The organism is Sphingobacterium sp. HJSM2_6 (assembly GCF_049316305.1).
GTDB lineage: Bacteria > Bacteroidota > Bacteroidia > Sphingobacteriales > Sphingobacteriaceae > Sphingobacterium.
This window is the reverse complement of record NZ_JBMOXB010000019.1, coordinates 36,881-57,531: the sequence shown is the minus strand read 5'-3', so window position 1 is coordinate 57,531 and position 20,651 is coordinate 36,881. Positions and strand designations below refer to the sequence as shown.

Sequence of the window (20,651 nt, the reverse complement as noted above, 5' to 3'; positions counted from 1 at the left end):
TGTAATCTATATTCTACAAATAAATTTAATGAAGGCCTATCTGTATGGTCTTCAGCCTCATTTAATTGATAATGTTTTAACTTTGTTCTCAATAAATCAATAAGGTTTTGATTTAGGTTGTAAGTATTTTTTAACTGTACAACAATTCACACTACTAATTTTTAATAAAGACTATAAATATCAATGGAAATAATAATATTAATAATACCTTTTTTATTAGCGATGATGTTAGGGAAATTTATTATTCCTTATATCATGTTAATTACCTATAAGAAAAGGTTATTCGATCCAATAGATGCTAGAAAAATTCACCAACATATTATTCCTCGTTTAGGGGGTGTTGCATTCGTTCCTATTCAATGCTGTTTACTAGCAATAACCATTATCATGGTTTATAAGTTAAATTTTGTAGACCTAAAAATAGCGACCTGGGAAGTATTTCCAATGTTTATTATGTTGATCTGCGGGATGGTTATATTGTACATTACTGGAATTGCAGATGATTTAATCGGAGTGAGCTATCGTTGGAAATTCATGGTTCAAATTATTGTAGCCCTACTTTTACCTTTATCAGGTCTTTGGATTAATAACTTATATGGTTTAGGCTTTGTTACGGAAATTCCGATATGGATTGGGGTTCCTTTAACCGTATTCTTAGTGGTATTAATTATTAATGCTATTAATTTGATGGATGGATTGGATGGATTATGTTCTGGATTAGTTGGAATTGGCTGTTTGGTATTAGGAATGTTATTCGTATATTACCAAGCATGGATTCATGCCTTATTAGCCTTTATAACAACTGGAATCTTAATATCGTTTTTCTACTATAATGTATTTGGAACTTCTAAGCGTAGAAGAAGAATATTTATGGGAGATACTGGTAGTATGACTTTAGGATATACTATGGCTTTTTTAACCATTAGTTTTTCAATGAATAACAACAATATTAAACCTTTTACTGAAGGTGCTGTAGTAATAGCATTTTCTACCCTTATCGTACCTGTTTTTGATGTGATCAGAGTGATTTATTTAAGATGGAAGAATAAGCAAGCCTTGTTTAAACCAGATCGTAATCATTTACATCATAAATTATTAAATTTGGGTTTGTCACATAAATCTGCAATGCTTGTAATTATCTCTATATCATTAGTGTTTTGTATAGTAAATGTATTACTTGTACAAGTAATGAGTAATAATCTAGTTTTAGTTATGGATGTATTTCTTTGGATATGTTTCAACTACGGTATAGAAGTTCTGTTTGCTTATAAAAGACAACCAAAATTTGATAAGCAAACAAGCCTAGAAAAATCTATGCCTTTAGTAAAAAAATACAACTTCTAAATTTATGATTAACATTTCACTCATTGGAGGATCTGGGTTTGTAGGCTCTCGTTTTATTCGAGCGTTTAAAGATAAGGGTACATATAATCTTAAAAACATTGATAAAGTTCCTAGCTTAGATTTTAATGAATTAACAGTTATTGCTAATGTACTGGATAAAAATGCGTTAAAAGAAAAATTAGCAGGAACTGATCTCGTAATCATGTTAGCCGCAGAACATAGGGATGATGTTACTCCTACAAGCTTATATTATGATGTAAATGTAACGGGAATGAAGAATGTGCTGGAGGTAATGAACGAGTTAGGCATAAAGAGAATCGTATTTACAAGTTCTGTTGCCATTTATGGAATGGATAAAGGAAATCCTACAGAAGAATTTGAAGCCTCTCCCTTTAATCATTATGGTATCAGTAAATGGAAAGCTGAACAAGTTTTGGCAGATTGGTATAAGGAGCATCCAGATTGGAACATCAATATTATTAGACCGACGGTTATCTTTGGTGAAGGTAATCGTGGGAATGTATATAATTTGTTAAAACAAATCTCCTCAGGTAGGTTTATGATGATCGGGAAGGGAACGAATGAAAAGTCAATGTCTTATGTTGGAAACATCGTAGCATTTATGAATTTCCTAATTGAGAAAAATTCAGAAGGTTATCATATCTATAATTATAGTGATACGCCAGATTTATCTACAAATGATCTTGTATTTTACACTGGGAAGATTTTAAATAAAGAAATTCCCAAAATTCATATTCCTTATTGGTTAGGGATGTTTGGTGGTTATGGATTTGATCTTTTAGCATTTGTTACAGGTAAAAAATTACCAATTAGTTCAATACGGGTAAGAAAATTTTGTGCAAACACCAAATATGATTCTCGAAAATCAAAAACAGCAGGCTTTAATCCTCCTTATACTTTGGAAGAAGGATTGAAAAATATGTTAGAAAATGAATTTAGTAAATAACATATAAATGAAAGAGTTTATTAAAAAAAGATTTCATAGCCTATATTTCTTTTATCAGTTCCTTGGCGTTAGAATGTTTATATTATTGGTATTCAGCCTTTTGATGGTTGTTTTAGATAGTATAGGTATTGCCATGTTTGTGCCTTTATTACAAATTGCAGATCATTCTCAGACGATAGATGCAAGTGATGATAAAGTTATCCAATACACATCAGCCATTTTTGATTTCCTGCATTTAGATTTGACAATGATTAATATGCTTTTATTATTAGTCGTTCTTTTTGGGTTGAAAGCGGTATTCTATTATTATGCTAATACCTATTTAGCTATAAATCAGCAATATTTTTCTAAAGAAATGAGAACCCGAATGATCTTAGGGCTTAAAAACATTTCGTATAAAAATTTCATCAAATTAGATATAGGTCGTTTACAAAACTCCTTGTTAGGTGAATCTTGGCAAGTCGTATTTGCTTGTAATCAATACCTGGAAACGATTAAAAACAGCATGTTTGTGATTATTTATCTCGGATTTGCATTTTTTCTAGATTGGAAATTTTCCATATTAGTTTGTTTTGGAGGACTGATATCAAACTTCATATATAGATATTATTACAAAAGAACGGAAAGGCTATCACGAGAAATAACAAAAAATAATCACAGGTATGGAGGGGTAGTGGTTGAAATCATTAACCATTATAAATATTTAAAAGCTACCGGAAGGAATGAAAATTTTTTCAAAAGATTACAGGATGAATTAAAAGATTTGATTTCGAGTGGTATTGAGGTTGCAAAATTGAGTTCAAAACTATCAGCGATCAGAGAGCCTATTACAATGGCTATTATCTGTGCTGTAATTGCAATTCACGTCTTATTTTTTAAATCTCCGCTTGCTGCGATTATCATAATCTTAATGTTTTTTTATAGAGCGCTTCAAAAAATTGTGGACTTACAATCCAATTGGAACAACTATTTGTCGCATGTAGGTTCTATTGAGAATATGAAAGAGTTTCAATTGATCATTGATCAAAACCAAGAATATTTTGTAGGAAATAAATCAATTGATAGAATTGATTCCATTCAATTGAAGGATGTTGATCTATTTATGGATTCACATCAAGTCTTACGAAAAGTAAATATTGAAATATTAAAGAACACGTCCATTGCCATTGTTGGAGAATCTGGATCCGGTAAAACAAGTTTAGTGAATTTATTGACCACACTTTTACCAATTAGTCAAGGTGAAGTCTTATTAAATGGAGTGAATATTCAAGAATACAATAATGGAGAGTTTAAAAGTAAAATTGGATATATCACCCAGGAACCTTCAATTTTCAATGCCGATATTTTTGATAATGTTACTTTTTGGGCGGAGAGAAATGATGAAAATTACAAGAAATTTGAAAATATTTCCAAATTAAGTGGTTTATCGGATTATTTAGAAAATCTGCCTGAGAAGGAAAATACACTTTTAGGTAATAATGGCGTAAATATTTCTGGCGGTCAGAAACAACGAATTTCTATTGCACGCGAATTATTTAGAGATATTGAAATTTTAATTATGGATGAAGCCACATCAGCCTTAGATTCTGATACGGAACAAACCATAAAAAATAGTATAGAAATGCTTCATGGTAAATTGACTATAATTTCGATTGCACATCGTTTATCTACTATTAAAAATGTAGACACCGTTTACATCATGGAAAACGGTAGAATTGTAGAAAATGGAGGATTTGTAGAACTTAAATCGAAATCAAATTATTTCAAAAGGTTAACTGAATTACAAGGCGTTTAAAAAATCAATTTTAAATTATTTGATAATTCAGATCTACCTTTTTTATTAGCCATAAACCAATATATAAATTATGATTTCTGTTGCATTGTGCACATTCAATGGTATTAAGTTTTTAGACCAACAACTAGAAAGTATTTTGTCACAAACGGTTTCAGTAGATGAAATAGTGATCTGTGATGATGGTTCTACAGATGGAAGTAAAGATTTACTTTCCGTATACAGGTCAAAATATCCAAATATCATTAAGTTATTTTTCAATGAAACTTCTTTAGGAACTTCGAAAAACTTTGAACTTGCAATTTCAAAAACCAATGGAGATTATATATTCTTATCAGATCAAGACGACCTATGGGTAGAAGATAAGGTCAAGAAAACGCTTGCCTATTTTGAAGAGAATATTTCCAAAAAAATGGTTTTTACAAATGGTTTATTGATCGATGATTATGGTAATGATTTAAACAATTCCTTATTTGAAAAGTTCAATTTTTCTGCGGATGTTCAAAAACAATGGCTTGATCATCAATTTGTGATTATTAATTTAATCAATAGAACGAATAAAATAACGGGAGCTACAGTTTGTTTCAAGAAGGAATTGAAAGAATCCTTTCTGCCAATTAATACCCCATGTAATTTTTGGCATGATGCATGGATTGGACTTCACGCTGCAAAATATAATGAACTTGGATTCTTAACTGATTGCTTAATCAAATATAGAATTCATGAGAATCAGCAGGTTGGTGTTAATATTAATAATAAAGACGATCATAAATCTACCGGTTGTAAATCAAAAGAAAGTGAATTTTTAGCCTATCTAAAAAGAGATTTTAAAGACTATATACCCTACTACGATAATGGTAGTAAACATTTAATTCGTAGAATATATAATAAAATATTTTAATTCATTCATGAATAAAATTAAAACAATTGCATTTTATCTTCCCCAATTTCATCCGATACCTGAAAATGATTCATGGTGGGGCAAAGGATTTACCGAATGGACTAACGTTGCTAAGGCTAAGCCTATGTTCAAAGGACATTATCAGCCACATGTGCCGGCAGATTTAGGCTTCTATGATCTACGATTACCAGAAGCTAGGGAAGCTCAAGCAGAATTAGCAAAAAAATATGATATCTCCGCTTTTTGTTATTGGCACTATTGGTTTGGTGATGGTAAAAGAATTTTAGAAAAACCCTTTAATGATGTGTTGAATTCTGGAAAGCCAGATTTACCATTTTGTTTAGCCTGGGCCAATGAATCTTGGAGTGGAATCTGGCATGGTAATCCAAAGACAGTATTGATGGAGCAAGTCTATCCTGGTGAACAGGATTACATTGATCATTTTAACTTTCTTATACCTGCTTTTAAAGATAAAAGATATTTTAAAGTTAACGAGAAGCCATTATTTATGGTTTATAAACCACAGGAAATTCCTGATTTAGCTTTGTTTGTAAATACATTTAGGAATTTAGCGAAAATGCATGGTCTTGCGGGTATACATTTAGTTGCAACAAATGTGGAGTTGGATTGGAAAGCCGAAGAATTCGGATTTGATGCGATAACCCCCGCAGTACATACGAAAGATAGTTATCTTAAATCAAAAAATAAGTGGGTAGATTTTACACGGAGAATCAAAACTAGTAGACTTTCTAAGTATTATGTGAAATTTTTCAAACGGCCTACAAGAATTTATGAATATGCAGATGCTATTCAAACATTTGATGAAGATTCCCATGGGAATTTGTATTATCCAACTGTCATTCCTAATTGGGATAATTCACCAAGAAGTGGATTAAACGGATTTGTACTTCACAATTCAACGCCAGCGCATTTCAAGAAAGCTTTATTGAACGCAAAAAAATGCGTTGAAAATTATGATGATGAAAATAAAATCATATTCATCAAATCTTGGAATGAATGGGCTGAAGGTAATCATTTGGAACCCGATTTGAAATTTGGACATCAATATCTTCAAGTGGTAAAAGACGTCGTAAACGAATCATAATAAACTTTTAATAATATGATACCTGTAACCAAACCATTTTTACCGCCTCGAGAAGAATACAATCAATTTTTAGATGGAATCTGGAATAGAGAGTGGTTAACCAATATGGGGCCTTTAGCGAGCAAATTGGAGATGCTTCTTAAGGATTACCTAGATGTAAACCATTTACTTTATGTAACCAATGGAACTGTAGCTCTTCAATTAGCTATAAAAGCTTTAGAATTAAAAGGAGAAATTATTACGACTTCTTTTTCTTTCGTGGCCACAACGTCTAGTATTGTATGGGAAGGGTGCACACCTGTTTTCGTAGATATTGATCAAAAAACACTAAATATCGATGCAGGAAAAATTGAAGCAGCAATTACAGAAAACACATCTGCTATTTTGGCAACGCATGTCTATGGAAATCCTTGCGATGTTTATCATATTCAGCAAATAGCTGATAAATATAATTTAAAAGTGATATATGATGCAGCACATGCATTTGCTGTAACTATCAATGGAAAATCTATTTTGGAATTTGGTGATATTTCTACATGTAGTTTACATGCGACGAAATTATACCATTCCATCGAAGGAGGACTTGTTGTTACTAAAAATCCTAATTTATTGAAAAAAATAGCTTATATGCGGAATTTCGGTATATCTGGATTCGATAGTTTTAGCGAATTAGGGATAAATGCTAAAAATTCAGAATTTCATGCTGCAATGGGTTTGGCTAATTTAAATTGGGTGGATAGGTTAATAGCAAGAAGGTTAGAAATAATAAATAGGTATTTAAGTAACTTGCAAGGATTTAAAGGTCAAATGCCGAAATGGAATTCCCTCGCAAATAATAATGGCGCGTATTTGCCTTTTGTCTTAGAATCTGAAGAATTATTATTAAGAATAAAAGCTTCATTAGATTCATTTGAAATCTTTACGAGAAGATATTTTTATCCTAGTTTAGCATCCAGTTTACCATACTTAGAACCTAATTTTTTACCGATCACAGAAGATATATCGAGAAGAATGCTTTGTTTGCCACTCTACTACGAGTTAACTGATGAAGAAATTGATTGGATTTGCAGACTAATATTAAGAACTCAAAACAACTAAACTAGTTAAGAGTAAAAGCGTGAAATTTTTCTAGATTATTTTTGATTTATAACTAAGGAGACAGCTTTTTAAGTAATTAGGACTGATTTTTAAATATATTATTTAGAAAATTTCATCGAATTTTACCATCCTTTACATCATTAAGAACATAGCTTATAAGCAGGTATTTCAGAGTTTAATGGACCTGTTATTTGAGATCCCAGTTTGTTGAATATATTGCCTATTTCATCAAATTGTTTAGCAGATTGTGTCTACTTTTGATCTTTAGCCACTCATTATCAGATTTATGCCTCAAATTATGTAGATATGTAGCTATTTTATAGTTTATTAATCTATAATAGTTAGCTTATTAGAGAAAAGCTTTCTAAATTTGATAAACTAACTATTAATTGATTTTTAGAGATTCATAAGTTTGGGAATGCATAATTTTTAAATCTAGCACTTTACAATTGGTAAAAAGGATTATTAACGAAGCAGTTAACCAAGTGAGATTTTAACAAATCTTAATTTCAAATTCTTGAAATTTATTAATTTTTACCCTGTTATTATTTATCCTATCCTTTTTAAAGGAGGAATTTAATGGAATTACTCAACGCTAAATCAAAAAAGATATTGAAAATGGATATTAAAGTTTCCGTAGTGATGTTAACGTATGGTCATGAAAATTTTATTATTGATGCCATAAAAGGTGTGTTACTACAAGAATTTGAAGGTACAATCGAATTACTTATTTCAAACGATCATTCACCAGACCAAACTGATCTTGTTATTAATAATTATTTAAAAAGTATTGAGATCCCTAAACATATAAAAATAAATTATGTATATCATCAAGTGAATCTTGGTATTTTACCGAATTTATTTTGGGCTTTAGATAATAGTAATGGTGATTTTATTGCTATATGTGAAGGTGATGATTACTGGACTGATCCATTAAAAATACAAAAACAAGTCAATTTTTTAAAGAACAACTTAGATTGTAATTTGGTTTATCACCGAGTAAAAGAGTTGCTTCCTGATGGGAGCTTAGTGATGGAGGACTTAAATAAATCTGAGGTTAGTAATAAAAAGAACCTAAAAGATCTTGCATTAAATGGGAATTGCATGCATACTCCTTCTGTGCTATTTAGAAATAATTTAGCTTTTCCAAAGCATGCTTTTAAAGATGTAGTTGGGGATTATCCACTTTGGTTTTTAAATGCAGAAAAGGGTGATATTGGTTACCTTCCTGATGTTATGGCGGTTTATAGAAAATGGGAAGGATCAATATGGTCACTTAAACAATCTCATTTTAATAAAATTGTATTGTGGATAGATGTTTTGGATGGTTTAAAGAATTATACAAATGATCTTGAAATCAAAAATTTACTTGAAACACAAGCAATGAATTGCATTAAAATCATTGGGTTTTCTGGGTTAAATTTTAAAAATAAAATTAGATTCTTTCGATTAATTATGAAAGTGGATAGAATGTACATTCTAGATGTGTTAAAAAGAAAATTAGCTTAATTCGCTTTATTATAGATATGAATATAAGAAATCGATACTTCTTCCAAGATCAGCGAATGGATTACTTTAAATCCTTCAGTAAAGCTTGGTGTTTAGATTATTTACTTTTATCTGAACAATATTTTCTTCGTCGATATTTGAGTGCGCTTAGGGCAGAAGAATACTATACTTTTGAAAGTCCAAATAAGCTTATGCGTTTGTTTTATTTAAGAAGAAAAAATTTACTAGGTAGGAAGTTAGGTTTTTTTATTTCAGCGGGTTGTTTTGAGGAAGATTTAAAAGTTTATCATTATGGATCCATCATAGTTCATCCTAAAGCTAAAATTGGTAAACACTGTACCATACATGGTAATTGCTGTATAGGGACTAAAGGTGGCAACAGTGAGGGTTATCCTGTGATTGGAGACCATGTTGATATTGGTCAAGGAGCACAAATACTCGGAGGAATAACTATTGCGAATAACGTAAGAATTGGTGCAGGTGCTATCGTGACAAAATCAATTTTAGAAGAAGGAGTAACTGTAGTAGGAATTCCAGCTAGGATTTTACAGTAAAGAGCTAAATGCAATTTTATAATTGTAGATCATGAAAATTCCTGTTGAAATGTTAATGAAAAAAAGTATGGTTAATTTTAAATAATAAGAATGAATAAGGTACCAGTAGTTCTATCATTCACACGCAATTATCTAGTTCCAGCGTCTACAACGATTTTATCTATTTTAAAACATAATACGTCATTAAATTCCTATGAATTTATTTGTTTAATTAATGAAGAACTTCCCGATGAGGATAAAAATAAAATTAAAACATTAATTAGTCCAGATCATACTGTCGTATTTATAAATCTCCAAAATCAGCTAAAAGATATTTTTGTAAATGCGCGATTTACTATCGCTGCCTCTTATCGATTGATTTTACCAGAAATATTGCCATCGTATAAAAAAGTAATATATATAGATTCTGATATTATAGTGAAAAATGATATAGGTGAATTATTTTTCAATACACAATTAGACAATTACTATTTAGCTGCTGTAGATGAGCCTGCATTAGATTTTCAAATAGATTATCTTAAGCAAATAAACTGTAGTCCAGGGGAGTATTTTAATTCCGGATTTTTGATTCTGAATTTAGAATTATTAAGAAATGATAATTTGGTTCCGAAGTTTATAGAAGGATTAAACAATGAATCATGGCAATTTCCAGATCAAGATATTTTAAATATTGAATGTAAAAATAAAGTGCTGAAAATCCATCCGAAGTACAATAGCATACGTACATTTTTTCTGCCGCAATATAAAGATGAATTTTTAAAGAGATATTCAATTAAAGACTGGGAAGAAGTTCAACAATTTGGTAATATACATTATACTGGCGCAAAACCTTGGAATAATATTACTGTTAAATTTGATGAATGGTGGAAATATTATCAGTTACTGCCTAATGACCTTAAAAAAGATTGGGATTTGAACTTTAATATGTATATCAAAAGTATAATTTGGCGAATTTATCCTCTTAAATTTCTAATAAATTTAGGTTTAAAGTTTTACAGAAAAATAAAGTATTAAGGTCCCTTATAAAAGTATCAAATAGAAAACTAATTGTGTTTTATGTTTAAAATAAAAGAGATATATCCAGTAAAATATCTTTGGAATGAATATCGAAAGTTTAAAATTTTTAAAAAGCATGCGCTAGTCGTAAAATATTGGGAGCCACGTATTGAACAGTATTTTTCAAACAATATTACTTCCTATAAAAATATGGCAGTGCAACAACTGCCAACAAAAAATGTGATTTGGCAATATTGGGCTCAAGGTTTTGACGAAGATAAACTTCCCGAAATTGTCAATATCTGCATAAAATCTGTTGACACATTTAAAGGAGATTACACCGTAATTCGATTGTGCGATGAAAATATTAATCAATATTTAGATTTACCTGATTTTATTGTAAAAAAGAAGCAACTTGGAATAATTAACCATACCTTCTTTTCCGATATTTTAAGAGTTGCATTATTATCCTCTTATGGAGGAGTTTGGTTAGATGCAACAATATTATTATCGGATAAACTATCTATCAATACCTTCAAAAATCCATATTTCGTATATCAAAGAGATCCTTCGGAGCAAAATAAATCATTTTGGGAAGGAAGTTATGCTTTCTATTGGGGCTGGAACCCTAAATTTAAAGTAAATATGCTAAACAGTATATTTTTTAGTATTCCTGGACATGTAGTAGTTCAAACCATTACGGATCTATTATTCGCTTATTGGAAAGAAGAAAACAAAGCTATCGATTACTTTATGTTTCAAATATTATATGATGTGCTCATGGAGAAAGATTTAAAAGATCATCGTTGTGCTATAGACAGTGATGTCAACCCACATTTACTGCAAACGAAATTTAATGGTTCCGCAGATTTTCTTTCTTACGAAACAATAGAATCAGCTACAAAAATTCATAAATTATCCTATTTTAATGAACAAGCTATGCACTTAGTCCGTAGTTTCGTAAGTCGAAGAAATGTTATACACTAACCAAAAGAGATTAATGAAACACGCATACCTTATTATTGCTCATAACGAATATGCAATTTTAGAGCATTTAGTAAGATTATTAGATGATTCAAGAAATGATATTTATATACATTTTGATAAAAAATCTAAACATTTACCTCTTTTAAAAACTGAAAAATCAAATTTGTATATAGTTGATAAAAGGTATGATGTGCGTTGGGGAGATTTTTCCCAAATTAAAACAGAAATGTTATTAATGGAGGAATCAAATAAACGTGGTCCATATAGTTATTATCATGTTATTTCTGGGCAACATTTTCCGCTGCAATCACAAGATCAGATTCATGAATTTTTCACACATAACAAAGGAACCGAGTTTTTTGTGTCTATGAATTTTTCTCCTTTAGAATTACAAAATAAAGGAAATAGATTTAATCTCTTCATGCGATATTTTACCTTGAATGTGTTTTTTCAATACTGTTGGAGAATTTGTCTTGAAATTCAAGTTAAGTGGAAAATATTCAGAAATAAAGATAGAAAATTTATAAAAGCTTCAAATTGGGTGAGTATCACTCAGCCTGCAGTAACTTATCTATTATCAAAAAAGAAAAATATTTTACAAAGATATCGATTCAGCATGTGTGCTGATGAACTATTTATACCTACAGAACTTCATTATTCTAAAAAACAATGGAATATTGTATTTTCAGATCAATTATTATATCATAAAATAGGAAATGCTAATTCGGAAATTCTAACTATTGATGATTTTGAAGACCTAAAGTTTTCGAAATGTTTGTTTGCTAGAAAATTTTCTGAAAAAAACATGGATTTAATTAATGAAGTGGAAAATAACTTAATATTGTCGTGAAAAAACATGCTTTTCTTATAATAGTTCATCATGAATTAGATGTTTTAGATCGCTTAATAAAATCACTTGATGATGAACGTAACGATTTATACATTCATTTTGATAAAAAAATATTAGCAGTTCCTACCATAAAAACAAATTATTCCAAGCTGATTGTATTGACAGATGAGCATCGTGTGGATGTTAGCTGGGGAGATGTCTCTATGATTCAAGCTGAACTTAATTTGTTTAAATTTTCTTCGCAACAAGATTCTTATGCATACTATCACCTTATTTCTGGTGTAGATATGCCTTTAAAAAAGATGGACCTTTTTCATAACTTTTTCCTTGAAAATCAGGGGAAGGAGTTTGTGGGATTTTATCAAGGAAATTTAGAAGAGCAATTTGATTTAAAAGTTAGGAAATATCACTTGTTTCCCACTTCTTTTAGACATTCATCAAATTTACTTTCTTTCACAAAAAGATTAATTCGATATTTATTCATTAAATTACAATACTTAGTCAAATTTAAGAGAAATAAGGCAATTGATTTTAAAAAAGGAACCCAATGGGTTAGTATTTCTGATGATTTGATTAAATTTATTATAAAACAAGAAAAACAACTATTATCAACTTATAAATACACGTTTTGTAGTGATGAAATATTTATCCAAACGATCGTTTGGAATTCTTCATTTCGTGAACGTATTTATAATCAATACGATGAAGGTAGGGGATCTTTAAGGGCTATACAATGGATAGATAATGTTATTCACGATTGGCAGTCCAAAGATATTCCTATGTTAATGAATTCAGAATATGTATTTGCTAGAAAATTTAATTCTAGGGATTTGGATATCGTAGATAATATATTAAACCAACTAAAAAATTAATCAACAGCAATTGATTCACACTATGAAATCTTCGGAATCATACGTCTCCATAATTATTCCTGTATACAATGCTGAGGATACATTGGAAATATGTTTTGATTCTTTAAAAAGTCAAACTTATCCTTTTTTACAACTAATATTTATCAACGACGCAAGTACTGATAATTCCGAACGTAAAATAAATGATTTTAAGTCTTCATTTGAATTAGACTCAAATGTGGAAATAATTATTTTGAATCATACTCAAAATAAAGGTGTAGCAAGTGCTAGAAACACAGGCTTAAAGGCATCAACTGGAAAATACATGTATTTTGTTGATGCGGATGATCAGATTGAAAGTAATACCATTCATTACCTAGTTCAGTTAGCCGAATCCAATCAAGCTGATATTATTGGTTTCGATTGGTTCTTAGCGTTTAAACAGAATGCTAGGCGAATGTACCAACCAACTTATGAAAATAGCTTACAAGCCTTAGAATTGATGCTAAGAGGAAGTATGAGGTGGAATTTGTGGATATTTTTTGTTCGTCGTGATTTATTCCTAAAACATGATATAGGATTTATTGATGGAAAGAATTTGGGTGAAGATTTATTAATTATGTTTAAGTTATTTCTAAATGCTCAAAAGGTAATTTCCATTGATCAAGCTTTTTACCATTATGGACAATCAAATAGCAATTCAGTCTCCAAAATATATTCTCAAAAACAACTTGATGAAATAAAATTTCATGTTGAAGAAGTTGATCATTTGATAATGAATAGTCCTTATGCCAGTAAATTAGCCCATTCTATAAATTTTTTGAAATTGAATGCTAAATTACCATTATTAATTTCTGACAAATTGGAGAATTATGAAAAATGGCAAAACATGTTTCCACATGCCAATAAGTATATTTGGGAGGATAACGGTTTTGATTTCAAATCTAAATTTTTGCAATGGATGGCTGCGAAAAAACAATATTGGTTTCTTAGGATGTATTATTATTTAGTAATAAAATTCGTGTATGGTGTTATTTTTAAATAAATACAATGGGTAAAGTTATATCATATATATTTTTAGGATGTGTGGTTAGTTCATATTTGTTTTCAGCCAATATTTCCTATTTGCCAGATAGTTTAAGCACTAAAGTTTTTACGGCAGTTTTAGGATTCGCATTCCTAATATTTGATTTCATAAACAAAAAATCCATTGTTATTTCGAAAGGATTTCTAATTTCCAATATTATAGCGATTATATTTTCAATCATCTGTTATATATCGACCGATTTAAATAATACCATCGATTATTCCTACGCATCTTATATTGTAAGTTTTATCATTTGGTATTTTGGTGCATATGCAGTATGTAAATTGTTGAATATCATTCATGGTGAGGCTAATTTGAGAATTCTAACCTATTATTGTGCTGCAGTATGTTTTTCTCAATGTATCATTGCCTTATTGATCGACAATATCCCTATCGTTAAGTTTGTCGTAGATATGGTGTTTTATAAAGGAAATGCCTATTATGATAGCATAGATAGACTTTATGGTATTGGTGCTGCATTAGATCCTGCAGGAGTAAGATTTGCCATTACTTTAGTACTTATTGCAGCTGTACTCAGTAAAGATGCTGTGGTTCGAAAAAATAAAAATGCCATTATCTTATTATTAATTTCATTTTTCACGATTGTTGTTGTAGGAAATATGATCTCTAGGACAACAATTGTCGGATTACTAGGTGCTTGTGCCTATTTTCTGCTTGATTCAGGATTATTTAATTTCTACCTTAAAAAGGATGCGAAAAAATTTAGGATATATTTTAGTGTCACCCTTTTGTTTGCAATTGGAATTTCAACCTTTTTGTATAATACCAACGAATCATTTTATGAACAAATGCGCTTTGCCTTTGAAGGATTTTTTAATTGGGTAGAGCATGGGGAATGGAGAACAGATTCTACAGACAAATTATCCAATGAGATGTGGATTTGGCCAGAAGATCAAAAAACTTGGTTAATTGGATCTGGTCTATTTGATAATTTTATTTACAGCACGGATATCGGTTATTGCCGGTTCATTCTTTATTGTGGCTTGATTGGATTTTCTTGTTTTGCCTTTCTATTTATATTTAATTCTTTACTTTTTACTCAGAGACATCCGTATTATTGGTTACTATTTATCATACTATTAGGGCTAACATTTATCATTTGGTTTAAGGTAGCGACAGACATCTTCTTTATATATGCCCTGTTCTTTTGTTTAGACTCTTTTAAAGGAAATACACAAGAATCAGAAAATTCAAATACCCATGAAAATCGTATTTTGCATACTAGGTACATTTAATTCTGGAGGGATGGAAAGAGTGCTTAGTAATAAAGCAAATTATCTTTCTAATCTAGGTTATGATGTAAATATTATTACTACAGATCAACAAAATAGGCCATCATATTTTGAATTTAATCAATCAATTCAACATTATGACCTAAACATTAATTATACCAGTAATCGTTTCAATAATATTCTGTTAAAAACGTTCACCCACCTAAAAAAAAATAACCTTCATAAAAAAAAGCTTAATCAACTGCTGATTAGCCTAAAAGCTGATATTGTTATTTCTATGTTTGATAATGATTATAATTTTTTATATCGTTTGAATGATGGAAGTAAGAAGATTTTAGAAATTCATTTTTCTAGATTTAAAAAGTTACAATATGGAAGGACAGGGATATGGAAATTCGTTAATCAATATAGGAATAAAGCAGAACTTAAGTATGTTAAAAAATATGATCGTTTTGTAGTTTTAACAGAAGAAGATAAAGGCTATTGGGGACCATTGAATAACATACAAGTGATACCAAATGCTAGTGAAAATAAAACTGGAGAGCAGGCCAAATTAATCAATCCTAACGCTATTGCCATCGGTCGATTGGATTATCAAAAAGGATTCGATAGACTTATTCACATCTGGTCAAAGGTAAACGAATTACACCCTGATTGGATACTCAATATCTATGGAAATGGACCCCTTAAAGAAGAATTTCAATCTTTAATCAATTCCCTTAATCTACAAAATGTTATTCATATTCATTTACCGGTTAAGCATATTAAAGAAATATATTTAAATAGTTCCATGTTATTACTCACTTCAAGGTACGAAGGACTACCTATGGTTTTACTCGAAGCCCAAAGTTATGGGCTGCCACTTGTATCCTTTGCTTGCCAATGCGGACCGCGTGATATTATTACCGATGGTAAAAACGGATTTCTTGTGGAGAGCGATCAGGAGTCTGTATTCATAAAAAAAGTCTCCCATTTAATCAATGATGAATCATTGCGAAAGGAGATGGGCGACGCTAGCTTTTATATGGCACGGACATTCAATGAAGAAGAAATTATGGGAAAATGGATTAAACTTTTTGATGAGCTAGTAATTAAACCTCGATGAAAAAAATTGTAATTTCTGCAGTAAATATTGTAGAAGCTGGCCCGCTCACTATTTTAAAAGACTGCCTAACCTATTTATCTCAATTCGCTGAAAACAATAATTTTGAAATAATTGCTATAATAAACAGGAAAGGTTTAATTGATCTACCTAATATAACCTATCAATATTACGATTGGCCGAAAAAAAACTGGTTTAAGCGAATATGGTTTGAATATGTTAGCTTAAAGAAAATTTCAAAAGATATCGGGCCTGTTTATTTATGGGTATCATTACATGATACGAGTCCAAGCGTCTATGCCGAAAAAAGAGCTGTTTATTGCCATAATGCATTTTTATTTTATAATTGGAGCATCAAAGAATTAAAGTTTGCGCCTAAAATCGCCTTATTTGCGATGTTAACTAGATTTATTTATTGGCCAAATATTAAGAAAAATAATTATTTGATAGTACAACAAGAATGGCTCCGAACTGGATTAAGTAAAGTATATAACCTTAATCCAAAGAGCATAATTGTTTCAAAACCTACGAATTTAAACTTAAACCTTGAATTAGCGACTCCAGTGGAACCTTTCCGAAAATTCACTTTTATTTATCCAGGAAGTCCAAATAGCCATAAAAACTTTGATATTTTATGTGAAGCCACCGCTATTTTATCTAAGGAAGGTTTAAATGAAGATTTTGAGGTAATAATAACCATTTCAGGCAATGAAAATCCCTATGCGGAATCATTAAAAAGTAAATGGGGAGAGGTTAAAGCGCTTAATTTTTATGGATTTGTCAAGAAAGTGGAGTTAGAGCAAATTTATCAAAAAGCGCATTGTTTAGTTTTTCCTTCAAAAATAGAGTCTTGGGGTCTGCCGATATCTGAATTTTCCATTTATGGAAAACCCATGCTGTTGGCTAATTTGCCTTACGCAAAAGAAACAGCTCAAGGTTCTCAACAAGTATCTTTTTTTGAGCCAAATGATGCAAATCAATTAGCAAATCAGATGAAAAAACTTATTCAAAGTGATTTCTCCATCTTAAATCCGGTGCAACATCAAGCTGTATTAGAACCTTATGTAGATGGTTGGAAGCAGCTGTTTAATAAGTTGTTAAATGATTAGCCTTTTACTTGAACTATATATTCACCTAACAATACAGAACATTTATAAATGCCAGCAATGAAAATTCTTCAATTAGGGAAATTTTATCCAATTCGAGGAGGAGTAGAGAAAGTAATGTATGACCTTATGATTGGTCTTTCGCAAAGGGATGCTGTTCAATGCGATATGCTTTGTGCGTCAACTGAGGATTATCCAGCATCAGAAATTACGTTAAATGAACAGGCTAAATTATTTATAATGCCGACTAGTTTAAAACTAGCGGCCACCATGATTTCTCCTGCTATGATAGTTAAATTGAAGAAAATCGCACACAATTACGATATCATTCATATTCACCATCCAGATCCTATGGCTACTCTTGCTTTATGGTTTTCAGGTTTTAAAGGAAAAGTCGTTTTACACTGGCATAGTGATATATTAAAACAAAAATTGTTGTTAAAATTTTATCAACCATTATTAAATTGGTTGATCAAACGTGCAGATAAAATAATTGGTACAACGCCAGTATATGTGCGTGAATCAGAGTTTTTGAAAAACGATCAGTTGAAAATTGATTATATTCCAATTGGCATATCTCCATTATCTATTGACTATGAATTAGCGAATAGATTAAAGGAAAAATACGGAAATAGAAAGGTTTTGTTAAGCATTGGAAGGTTAGTGGAATATAAGGGATACGAGTACTTACTAAATGCGGTTGCAAAATTACCAAAGGATATTTTGTTACTTATAGGTGGTAAAGGACCATTAGAAGAAGAGCTAAAGAAAAAAATTATTGATTTAGGGATTTCAAATCAAGTTGAGTTTCTAGGTTATATTCCTGATGAACATTTAGGTGCATATTATGAGCTATCTGATGTGTTTTGTTTAAGCTCTATACAGAAAACAGAGGCATTTGCTATCGTCCAAATTGAGGCTATGTCTAATAAAATACCAGTAGTATCTACTGATATACCTGGATCGGGTGTCAGCTGGGTCAATCAACATGGTGTTTCTGGCTTAGTAGTGCCGATTATGGACGCAGATGCATTAGCTGAAGCAATAAATAAACTGTTTTCAGATGATAAATTTTATAGTCAGTTGAGCGAATCTGCCTTTCAACATTTTCAAAATAATTTTACATTAAATAAGATGATTGAGAAAACTTTGAAAATATATTCAGAAATTAACTAATAATAGTGTTTTTATTCATTTTTTAGCTACAAATTTTATTATATGCGAGATATTCGTTATAACTTGAATATGGTTAAATAAATAAATATTTACTTTTACTTGAAATTATGGTTGCTTCAGAGTCAGCAATTAATATTAATGCTTTTCGAATTTCGAACGAATTATTTTTTGAGCAAATAATACCATACTTGGCTAAAGGGCAGTCAGTTAAAATTTCCGTTGCAGGAAACAGTATGAACCCTTTTTTAGTGCATGGAGATAAAATCACACTTATGCCAATTCAAGATCAAGATTTGAAGATTGGCAGAATTATTTTAGCGAAATCCTCTGGAATATATATTTTACATCGAATTGTTAAATTATCTGATAATGATATTTACTTGGCAGGAGATGGTAATTTAGCTCAAATTGAAAAGATAAAAAAAAATGAAATTATGGCCATAGCCTATTATGTTGAACGTAATGAAAAGCAAATCTATTTATATTCTAAAGGAAAATTATGCTTAGCAAAGCTTTGGTTCTTTGCAAGACCTTTTAGGATAATTTTAAATTCTTTGTTAAGAAAATCTGTTAAACGATAGTAAATATGAAGTTAAGGAAAGATTTAATATTAAGACAAGTAGGTGATGATTTCGTAATCGTAGAGCCAGATCAAGGGGTTATGGATTTTTCAAAAGTGTTTACCTTGAATAATTCTGCTGCTTGGCTCTGGGACAAACTTCAAGGAATAGAATTTGAATATCAAGATATATTTAAACTATTGTTGGAAGAATACGAAGTGAAATCTAATCAATATGATAGCATCGAAGAAGATGTCAAAAAGTTGATTGCAGATTTTGAACATTACAATTTAATTGAAAAAAACTAAAATTGGACAAAATACATCAAGTTTTTTTTACTCTCCTAAGATTAGGATTATGGAAAAATTCTACAGAATCTTTTTCAATATTTCCATTAAAAGAACTGGAATGGGAAAAACTTTTTGCCTTGTCCATACAACAAGCTGTTGAAGGAATTATTTTTAACAGTTTTTCTAAATTATCTCCAAACGATCTTCCTTCAAAAGCTTTGTTATTAAAATGGACTGTTCGTGTCGATAGTATTGAACGTTATAATCAAACCATTCAGAATAACACTAAGAAATTAGCCAAATTATACAATCAAAATCAAGTTTCATTTTTCCTTCTTAAAGGCTATAGTTTAGGCAGGTTGTATGATACTCCGAATTTAAGATCTAGTGGAGATATTGATTTGTATTTTCCAAAAATCAGTTGTTTTAAATCCGCAAATCAACTTATTCAAAGTAAGAACATCCTGGTGGAAAAGGGAAGTTTGAAAAGTTCATTTTTCACATTGAATAACACAGTTGTCGAGCATCATGTTAAATTGTTTGACATATTAAATCCATTCTGTAGTCAATATTTAGCCAATCTGATTAAAGAAGAAAGTAAAAATTCTATTCAATTGTCCATTGATGAGGTTACTGTTCCTACAATTTCCTATTTATTAGCCCATGTTCAAACCAATGCTCATATCCTTAAACATTATTTAGGGTACGGAATTGGGATTAGGCAATTTTGTGATTTAGCTAGGTTATATTACCATTCAAAAAATTCGATAGATTCTAATCAATTAATGGAGATTTATAAAAAATTAAAAATTTATAATTGGGTGGATGACGTAAATCAATTTTTGGTAAAATATATAGGATTAGAACCTCAATATTTGCCGTTTGAATATAATCAAAATACAAATACCAATATAGATTGGTTATTAAATGACATTCTTCAAGCCGGCAATTTTGGCTTATTAGATATGCATACTCAACAGGATAATTCGATTATTTTAAAAGATGGCCGAAACAATAAACTCTTTAAACAGGTTGTTCCCCATTTATTTAAAGCGAGTAAAAAGGCGCCAATAGAAGCAGCTTTATTTCCTTTCATTAAAATAAACGATTTATTATTTTAAGG

General features: G+C 30.3%; 20 protein-coding genes. All 20 read left to right on the top strand.

Features of this window, described 5'->3' with window-relative positions; translation table 11 throughout:
• The first annotated feature begins 183 nt into the window (after positions 1–183).
• The 20 genes from ACFRAE_RS15595 to ACFRAE_RS15500 all read left to right on the top strand — a co-directional run bounded on the left by ACFRAE_RS15595 (position 184) and on the right by ACFRAE_RS15500 (position 20,649).
• The gene (locus tag ACFRAE_RS15595; RefSeq protein WP_422798099.1) at positions 184–1,344 is read left to right on the top strand and encodes an MraY family glycosyltransferase; all 1,161 of its coding nucleotides are present in this window, start codon (positions 184–186) and stop codon (positions 1,342–1,344) included.
• 4 nt (positions 1,345–1,348) lie between these two features.
• Positions 1,349–2,311, top strand: a complete 963-nt coding sequence (locus tag ACFRAE_RS15590; protein ID WP_422798098.1) for an NAD-dependent epimerase/dehydratase family protein — start codon at positions 1,349–1,351, stop codon at positions 2,309–2,311.
• A gap of 7 nt (positions 2,312–2,318) precedes the next feature.
• Positions 2,319–4,106, top strand: coding sequence for an ABC transporter ATP-binding protein (locus tag ACFRAE_RS15585; protein WP_422798097.1), 1,788 nt, complete (start codon positions 2,319–2,321; stop codon positions 4,104–4,106).
• Positions 4,107–4,176: 70 nt separating this feature from the next.
• Positions 4,177–5,004: a glycosyltransferase family 2 protein gene (locus tag ACFRAE_RS15580; protein ID WP_422798096.1), complete on the top strand. Its 828-nt coding sequence runs from the start codon at positions 4,177–4,179 to the stop codon at positions 5,002–5,004.
• A 7-nt stretch (positions 5,005–5,011) separates the two neighbouring features.
• Positions 5,012–6,109, top strand: a complete 1,098-nt coding sequence (locus ACFRAE_RS15575) for a glycoside hydrolase family 99-like domain-containing protein (protein ID WP_422798095.1) — start codon at positions 5,012–5,014, stop codon at positions 6,107–6,109.
• Between the two features lie 15 nt (positions 6,110–6,124).
• On the top strand, positions 6,125–7,207 hold the full coding sequence (locus ACFRAE_RS15570; protein WP_422798094.1) for a DegT/DnrJ/EryC1/StrS family aminotransferase: 1,083 nt from the start codon (positions 6,125–6,127) through the stop codon (positions 7,205–7,207).
• Between the two features lie 579 nt (positions 7,208–7,786).
• A complete protein-coding gene (locus tag ACFRAE_RS15565) occupies positions 7,787–8,716 on the top strand; it encodes a glycosyltransferase family 2 protein (RefSeq protein ID WP_422798093.1) in 930 nt (309 codons plus the stop codon).
• Between the two features lie 17 nt (positions 8,717–8,733).
• The gene (locus ACFRAE_RS15560; RefSeq protein ID WP_422798092.1) at positions 8,734–9,270 is read left to right on the top strand and encodes a serine O-acetyltransferase; all 537 of its coding nucleotides are present in this window, start codon (positions 8,734–8,736) and stop codon (positions 9,268–9,270) included.
• A 90-nt stretch (positions 9,271–9,360) separates the two neighbouring features.
• Positions 9,361–10,284, top strand: a complete 924-nt coding sequence (locus tag ACFRAE_RS15555; RefSeq protein ID WP_422798091.1) for a glycosyltransferase family 8 protein — start codon at positions 9,361–9,363, stop codon at positions 10,282–10,284.
• Between the two features lie 42 nt (positions 10,285–10,326).
• Positions 10,327–11,253 (top strand): capsular polysaccharide synthesis protein, encoded by a 927-nt coding sequence (locus tag ACFRAE_RS15550; protein ID WP_422798090.1) that lies wholly within the window; start codon positions 10,327–10,329, stop codon positions 11,251–11,253.
• 13 nt (positions 11,254–11,266) lie between these two features.
• Positions 11,267–12,103, top strand: a complete 837-nt coding sequence (locus tag ACFRAE_RS15545; RefSeq protein WP_422798089.1) for a beta-1,6-N-acetylglucosaminyltransferase — start codon at positions 11,267–11,269, stop codon at positions 12,101–12,103.
• Positions 12,100–12,975 carry a beta-1,6-N-acetylglucosaminyltransferase gene (locus tag ACFRAE_RS15540; RefSeq protein WP_422798088.1) on the top strand — a complete coding sequence of 292 codons (876 nt, stop codon included), beginning with the start codon at positions 12,100–12,102 and terminating at the stop codon, positions 12,973–12,975. The genes ACFRAE_RS15545 and ACFRAE_RS15540 overlap by 4 nt, the downstream gene beginning before the upstream one ends.
• A gap of 22 nt (positions 12,976–12,997) precedes the next feature.
• Positions 12,998–13,999, top strand: coding sequence for a glycosyltransferase family 2 protein (locus ACFRAE_RS15535; protein ID WP_422798087.1), 1,002 nt, complete (start codon positions 12,998–13,000; stop codon positions 13,997–13,999).
• Between the two features lie 5 nt (positions 14,000–14,004).
• Positions 14,005–15,297 (top strand): hypothetical protein, encoded by a 1,293-nt coding sequence (locus ACFRAE_RS15530; protein ID WP_422798086.1) that lies wholly within the window; start codon positions 14,005–14,007, stop codon positions 15,295–15,297.
• On the top strand, positions 15,263–16,399 hold the full coding sequence (locus tag ACFRAE_RS15525; RefSeq protein WP_422798085.1) for a glycosyltransferase family 4 protein: 1,137 nt from the start codon (positions 15,263–15,265) through the stop codon (positions 16,397–16,399). Before ACFRAE_RS15530 ends, ACFRAE_RS15525 begins: the two co-directional genes overlap by 35 nt.
• On the top strand, positions 16,396–17,505 hold the full coding sequence (locus ACFRAE_RS15520; protein WP_422798084.1) for a glycosyltransferase: 1,110 nt from the start codon (positions 16,396–16,398) through the stop codon (positions 17,503–17,505). Before ACFRAE_RS15525 ends, ACFRAE_RS15520 begins: the two co-directional genes overlap by 4 nt.
• A gap of 57 nt (positions 17,506–17,562) precedes the next feature.
• Entirely contained in the window at positions 17,563–18,678 is a 1,116-nt protein-coding gene (locus ACFRAE_RS15515) for a glycosyltransferase (protein WP_422798083.1), read from the top strand.
• Positions 18,679–18,785: 107 nt separating this feature from the next.
• Entirely contained in the window at positions 18,786–19,259 is a 474-nt protein-coding gene (locus tag ACFRAE_RS15510) for a S24/S26 family peptidase (RefSeq protein WP_422798082.1), read from the top strand.
• Positions 19,260–19,264: 5 nt separating this feature from the next.
• Positions 19,265–19,546 carry a PqqD family protein gene (locus ACFRAE_RS15505; RefSeq protein WP_422798081.1) on the top strand — a complete coding sequence of 94 codons (282 nt, stop codon included), beginning with the start codon at positions 19,265–19,267 and terminating at the stop codon, positions 19,544–19,546.
• Positions 19,547–19,548: 2 nt separating this feature from the next.
• The gene (locus ACFRAE_RS15500; RefSeq protein ID WP_422798080.1) at positions 19,549–20,649 is read left to right on the top strand and encodes a nucleotidyltransferase family protein; all 1,101 of its coding nucleotides are present in this window, start codon (positions 19,549–19,551) and stop codon (positions 20,647–20,649) included.
• Positions 20,650–20,651 lie beyond the last annotated feature (2 nt).

What these genes read in the sequence shown, in the direction of transcription:
- ACFRAE_RS15515 (WP_422798083.1), top strand. Translation starts at nt 17,563, where the DNA reads ATGAAAATTCTTCAATTAGGGAAATTTTATCCAATTCGAGGAGGAGTA.
- ACFRAE_RS15530 (WP_422798086.1), top strand. Translation starts at nt 14,005, where the DNA reads ATGGGTAAAGTTATATCATATATATTTTTAGGATGTGTGGTTAGTTCA.
- ACFRAE_RS15575 (WP_422798095.1), top strand. Translation starts at nt 5,012, where the DNA reads ATGAATAAAATTAAAACAATTGCATTTTATCTTCCCCAATTTCATCCG.
- ACFRAE_RS15565 (WP_422798093.1), top strand. Translation starts at nt 7,787, where the DNA reads ATGGAATTACTCAACGCTAAATCAAAAAAGATATTGAAAATGGATATT.
- ACFRAE_RS15580 (WP_422798096.1), top strand. Translation starts at nt 4,177, where the DNA reads ATGATTTCTGTTGCATTGTGCACATTCAATGGTATTAAGTTTTTAGAC.
- ACFRAE_RS15555 (WP_422798091.1), top strand. Translation starts at nt 9,361, where the DNA reads ATGAATAAGGTACCAGTAGTTCTATCATTCACACGCAATTATCTAGTT.
- ACFRAE_RS15505 (WP_422798081.1), top strand. Translation starts at nt 19,265, where the DNA reads ATGAAGTTAAGGAAAGATTTAATATTAAGACAAGTAGGTGATGATTTC.
- ACFRAE_RS15570 (WP_422798094.1), top strand. Translation starts at nt 6,125, where the DNA reads ATGATACCTGTAACCAAACCATTTTTACCGCCTCGAGAAGAATACAAT.
- ACFRAE_RS15590 (WP_422798098.1), top strand. Translation starts at nt 1,349, where the DNA reads ATGATTAACATTTCACTCATTGGAGGATCTGGGTTTGTAGGCTCTCGT.
- ACFRAE_RS15585 (WP_422798097.1), top strand. Translation starts at nt 2,319, where the DNA reads ATGAAAGAGTTTATTAAAAAAAGATTTCATAGCCTATATTTCTTTTAT.
- ACFRAE_RS15510 (WP_422798082.1), top strand. Translation starts at nt 18,786, where the DNA reads ATGGTTGCTTCAGAGTCAGCAATTAATATTAATGCTTTTCGAATTTCG.
- ACFRAE_RS15535 (WP_422798087.1), top strand. Translation starts at nt 12,998, where the DNA reads ATGAAATCTTCGGAATCATACGTCTCCATAATTATTCCTGTATACAAT.
- ACFRAE_RS15520 (WP_422798084.1), top strand. Translation starts at nt 16,396, where the DNA reads ATGAAAAAAATTGTAATTTCTGCAGTAAATATTGTAGAAGCTGGCCCG.
- ACFRAE_RS15550 (WP_422798090.1), top strand. Translation starts at nt 10,327, where the DNA reads ATGTTTAAAATAAAAGAGATATATCCAGTAAAATATCTTTGGAATGAA.
- ACFRAE_RS15595 (WP_422798099.1), top strand. Translation starts at nt 184, where the DNA reads ATGGAAATAATAATATTAATAATACCTTTTTTATTAGCGATGATGTTA.
- ACFRAE_RS15525 (WP_422798085.1), top strand. Translation starts at nt 15,263, where the DNA reads ATGAAAATCGTATTTTGCATACTAGGTACATTTAATTCTGGAGGGATG.
- ACFRAE_RS15560 (WP_422798092.1), top strand. Translation starts at nt 8,734, where the DNA reads ATGAATATAAGAAATCGATACTTCTTCCAAGATCAGCGAATGGATTAC.
- ACFRAE_RS15545 (WP_422798089.1), top strand. Translation starts at nt 11,267, where the DNA reads ATGAAACACGCATACCTTATTATTGCTCATAACGAATATGCAATTTTA.